Source organism: Cellulomonas sp. P4_B5_2 (assembly GCF_056402235.1).
Map to the genome: position 1 here is coordinate 1 of NZ_JBFUHU010000332.1, position 4,108 is coordinate 4,108.

Here is a 4,108-nt window from a genome sequence, read left to right on the forward strand (position 1 = left end):
GCGGCCCGACGACCTGGCCGACGCCCTGGACATGGCCGCGGCGCACGACCGGGCGGTGGTCGCCGACGCCGAGGGCACGGGCACGACGCTCCTGGCGGCGCTGCCGGGCGTCGCGCTGGAACCGCGGTTCGGCGCCGGGTCGAGCGCCGCCCACGAGCGCGCGGGGCACGTGCGCCTGGACGTGGTGGCCACCTCGACGGTGCACCAGGACGTCGACGTCCCGGCGGATCTCGCGGCGGTCGAGCGGCTCGGCGTCGGCCCCGCCACGCACGAGGTGCTGGGCCTCGGCTGACTGGCGGTCAGGGCACGCGGTCGACCAGGGCGAGTGCCGCGGCGGCGATGGCGGCCGTCGTGGAGACGTCCGTCATCAGGGTGGGAGCGGAGGCCACCGTCCAGCCGTCGGCGTCGAGGAGCGCCACGGCGTCGGCGTCGCGCTCGTCGACGAGCCAGGCGTCGAGAACACCGTCCGGGCGCAGCCCGTAGTGCCGCGCGACCGCGACCGCGCTGGTCTCGACGCCGATCGCGGTCAGGCACGCGTCGGCCATCCCGCGCACCGGCGCCCCGCCGACGATCGGGCTCACGCCGACGACCGGGGCAGAGGTGGTGCGCAGGGCGTCGCGGATGCCGGGGATCGCGAGGATGGTGCCCACGGAGACCACCGGGTTGGACGGGGGGACCACCACGACGTCGGCGTCGGCGATCGCGTCGAGGACCCCGGGTGCCGGTGTCGCCGTATCGAGGTTGGTCTGGACGAAGCGGCGAGCGGGCAGTGCGGCGCGGTACCGCACCCACCACTCCTCGAAGTGCATGGTGCGGCCGTCCTCCACCACGACGTGCGTCTCCACCTCGTCGTCGGTCATCGGCAGGAGCGTCGCGCCCGGCTGCCACCGTTCCGCGAGCCGCGCGGTGACCTGCGACAACGGCAATCCACTGCGGAGCAGCTCGGTCCGGGCCAGGTGGGTGGCGAGATCCAGGTCGCCGAGCGTGAACCAGTCCCAGCCGAGGCCGTAGGCCTGGAGGTCGTCGCTCACGCGGCGGGACTCGTCGCGGCGGCCCCAGCCCTGGTCCTCGTGCACCGCGCCGCCGAGCGTATACATCAGGGTGTCGAGGTCCGGGCAGACGCGGACGCCGTGCAGCCACATGTCGTCGCCGGTGTTGGCGATTACGGTGAGGTCGGAGTCGGGCAGGAGTGCCCGCAGACCGCGGGTGAACCGCGCGCCACCCACGCCGCCGGACAGGACGGTGATCCTCACTGCGGCCTCCGTGGCTCGTGGAACGCGATGACCGGGCGGCCCGTGCGCGGGTGCTCCAGGATGTCGGCCTCCACGCCGTAGACCTCCCGCAGCAGGTCGGGGCGCAGCACGTCACGCGGGTGCCCGGCCGCGGCGAGGTGGCCGTCGGCCAGCACCAGCACGTGCTCGCAGAACGCCGCGGCGAGGTTGAGGTCGTGCAGGGCCGCGACCGTCGTCGTGCCCAGGTCCCGCACGAACGCCAGCAGGCTCAGCTGGGCGCTCACGTCGAGGTGGTTGGTGGGCTCGTCGAGCAGCAGGAGCTCCGGCTCCTGCGCCAGGGCGCGCGCGATCTGCACGCGCTGGCGCTCGCCGCCGGACAGCGAGGACCAGGGGCGGTCGGCGAGATGGTCCGCCTGCGCGCTGACCAGGGCGCGGTCGACCGCGGCGTCGTYCGGGTCCGTGCCMCAYAGGCTCCGGTAGGGGATCCGGCCCAGGGACACGACCTCGCGGACGGTCAGCGGGACCGTGCTCGTGGACTCTTGCTCGAGCAGCGCGATCCGCTGCGCGCGAGCCTTCCTGCCCAGCTCGTGCACCGGGGCCGCCTCCACGAGCACCGCGCCCTTCTCCGGCGGTAGCAGTCCCGCGATGAGGCGCAGCAGGGTGGTCTTGCCGGCGCCGTTCGGGCCGAGCAGGCCGGTCAGGTGCCCGGCGGGCGGGGTGGCGTCGATGCCGTCCACCACCCAGCGGCCGCCGAGCCGGGTGCCGACGCCGTCGAGGGTCAGGTCCACGCCGACCCCTTCCCGCGCCGCAGCAGGTAGGCGAAGACCGGGACGCCGATCAGGGCTGTGACGATGCCGACGGGCAGCTCGCGCGGGTCGAACACCGTGCGCGCGAGGGTGTCCGCCCAGATCAGGAACACCGCGCCGCTCAGCGCCGCGACCGGGAGCAGCCGGCGGTGGGCCGGCCCCGTCAGCGACGACACCGCGTGCGGGAGGATCAGCCCGACGAAGCCGATCGCCCCGCTGACCGCGACCATCGCCCCGGTGAGCAGGGCGACGACGGTCATGAGCGTCCAGCGCGTGCGGTCGACGTCGATGCCGAGGGCCGCCGCGGAGGTGTCCCCGAAGGCGAACGCGTCGAGCCGTGTGGCACTGACCACCAGCACGCTGCCCACGGCCAGCACCGCGATGCCCGCGATGGCCACGGAGGTCCAGGTGGCGCCGGCCAGCGAGCCGAGCAGCCAGTTGAGGATCTCCCGGTAGGAGTCACCGGTGGCGGTCCAGAAGATGACGAAGCTGGTGCCCGCGGCGGCCATCTGCGACACCGCCAGCCCGGCCAGGACCGTCCGGCCCGGGGACAGGGTGCTCCCGGAGCGGGCGAGCGCCAGGGTCGCGACGAGGGCCAGCAGGGCACCCGCGAACGCCGCGACCGGCAGCAGGAGGCCCACACCGACGACGAGCACGGCGACCGCGCCCAGCGACGCGCCCGAGGACAGGCCGAGCAGGTAGGGATCCGYCAGAGGGTTGCGCGTCAGGCTCTGCATCACCGCACCGGCGAGCGCCAGCCCGGCACCCACGGCCGCCGCGGTGAGCACCCGGGGGAGGCGCAGGTCCCAGACGATCGCGTCGTGCAGGCGGGGCACGGCGTCGACCGGCAGGCCCAGGTGACCTCCGATGCTGCGGGCGACCTCTGCGACCCCCAGGTCGGCGGGCCCGATCGTGACGGCGACCAGCACGGTGACGACGAGGGCGGCCAGCCCCGCCAGGACGAGCAGGGCCAGGGGCGTCCGGGCCTTCACCCCAGCTCGGCGAGCTGGTCGTCGAGCGACGCCACGGCCTCCGCGTTGCGCACACCGGCCTCGCCCGCCGCGAACGGGACAGTGAGGTACCGCTTCTCGCGGACTGCGGTGAGCTGGCTCGTGGCGGGGTTGGCCTCCAGCATCCCGATCTTCTTCTCGGCGGTGTTCCAGGCGGCGTCGACGAGCACGATCACGTCGGGGTCCGCGGCGACGACCTGCTCCCAGCCGGCCGAGGTCCACGTGTCGTGCACGTCCGCGAAGATGTTGGTCAGGCCCGCGGCGTCCATGATCATCTGCGGTGCACCGATGCCGGCGCCGACGTACGGGGTGTCCGACCCGGAGCTGTACCAGAGGGCGGTCGTCTCCTCGGCGGGCTTCTGCGCCCCGTCGAGCGTGGCCTCCTGCTCGGCGATCAGCGCCTCCGCGCGCTCCGGCACCCCGAAGACCGCCGCGACCTCGCGGATCTCGTCGGCGACCTCGTCGAACGTGAGGGGGTCAGGCATGTAGCCCTCCTCCTTGCACGCCGCCGGGGACACGTAGGTGCCGATGCCGAGGTCGTGCAGGGCGGTGCGGTCGCCGGCGCCGTCGGCCGAGAAGTTGGACTCCCAGCCGGCGTAGACGAAGTCGGGCTCGAGCCCGAGCAGCGCCTCCTGACCGGGCACCTTGTCCGAGACCACCGGGATCGCGTCGTACGCGGCCGCGTAGTCCGCCGGCACCGGGCCGTCCGCGAACGCGGTCCCGATCATCACGTCCTGCAGGCCCAGGGCCAGGAGCATCTCGGTGGCGGTCGACTTGATGGTCACGACCTTCGTCGGCGGGGTGTCGACCGTGACCTCGGTGCCGCAGTTGTCGAGCGTGACCGGCGCGAACGTGGCGCTCGAGGTCTCGGTCGGCGCCGCCTGCGGCGTGCTCTGGGTCGAGCACGCGGAGATCGTCAGGGCGACGGCGGCGAGTGCGAGGACGGGACGGATGCTGCGCATCGAGAAGGCTCCGGGGGGTCTGCGACGGGCGCGCGGCAGCGGGTTGCTCGCGAGCGGGGGTGGGGTGCACGTCGCACCTCCGGAGGGCCGCCCACAGC

4 protein-coding genes and 1 pseudogene are annotated in these 4,108 nt (G+C 74.3%); 1 reads left to right on the forward strand and 4 read right to left on the reverse strand.

Annotated elements, in window-relative coordinates; translation table 11 throughout:
- Positions 1-292, forward strand: a pseudogene (locus AC1DUQ_RS18740) (2-phospho-L-lactate guanylyltransferase); the annotation flags it as partial.
- A gap of 7 nt (positions 293-299) precedes the next feature.
- Here AC1DUQ_RS18740 and cofD read toward each other — a convergent pair.
- The 4 genes from cofD to AC1DUQ_RS18760 are packed head-to-tail and all read right to left on the reverse strand — an operon-like array spanning position 300 to position 4,010.
- Entirely contained in the window at positions 300-1,253 is a 954-nt protein-coding gene (gene cofD, locus AC1DUQ_RS18745; RefSeq protein ID WP_477062666.1) for a 2-phospho-L-lactate transferase, read from the reverse strand.
- Positions 1,250-2,020, reverse strand: a complete 771-nt coding sequence (locus AC1DUQ_RS18750) for a putative F420-0 ABC transporter ATP-binding protein (protein ID WP_477074328.1) — start codon at positions 2,018-2,020, stop codon at positions 1,250-1,252. The genes cofD and AC1DUQ_RS18750 overlap by 4 nt, the downstream gene beginning before the upstream one ends.
- Positions 2,011-3,030, reverse strand: a complete 1,020-nt coding sequence (locus tag AC1DUQ_RS18755; RefSeq protein WP_477074329.1) for a putative F420-0 ABC transporter permease subunit — start codon at positions 3,028-3,030, stop codon at positions 2,011-2,013. The genes AC1DUQ_RS18750 and AC1DUQ_RS18755 overlap by 10 nt, the downstream gene beginning before the upstream one ends.
- A complete protein-coding gene (locus tag AC1DUQ_RS18760) occupies positions 3,027-4,010 on the reverse strand; it encodes a putative F420-0 ABC transporter substrate-binding protein (RefSeq protein ID WP_477062663.1) in 984 nt (327 codons plus the stop codon). The genes AC1DUQ_RS18755 and AC1DUQ_RS18760 overlap by 4 nt, the downstream gene beginning before the upstream one ends.
- Positions 4,011-4,108 lie beyond the last annotated feature (98 nt).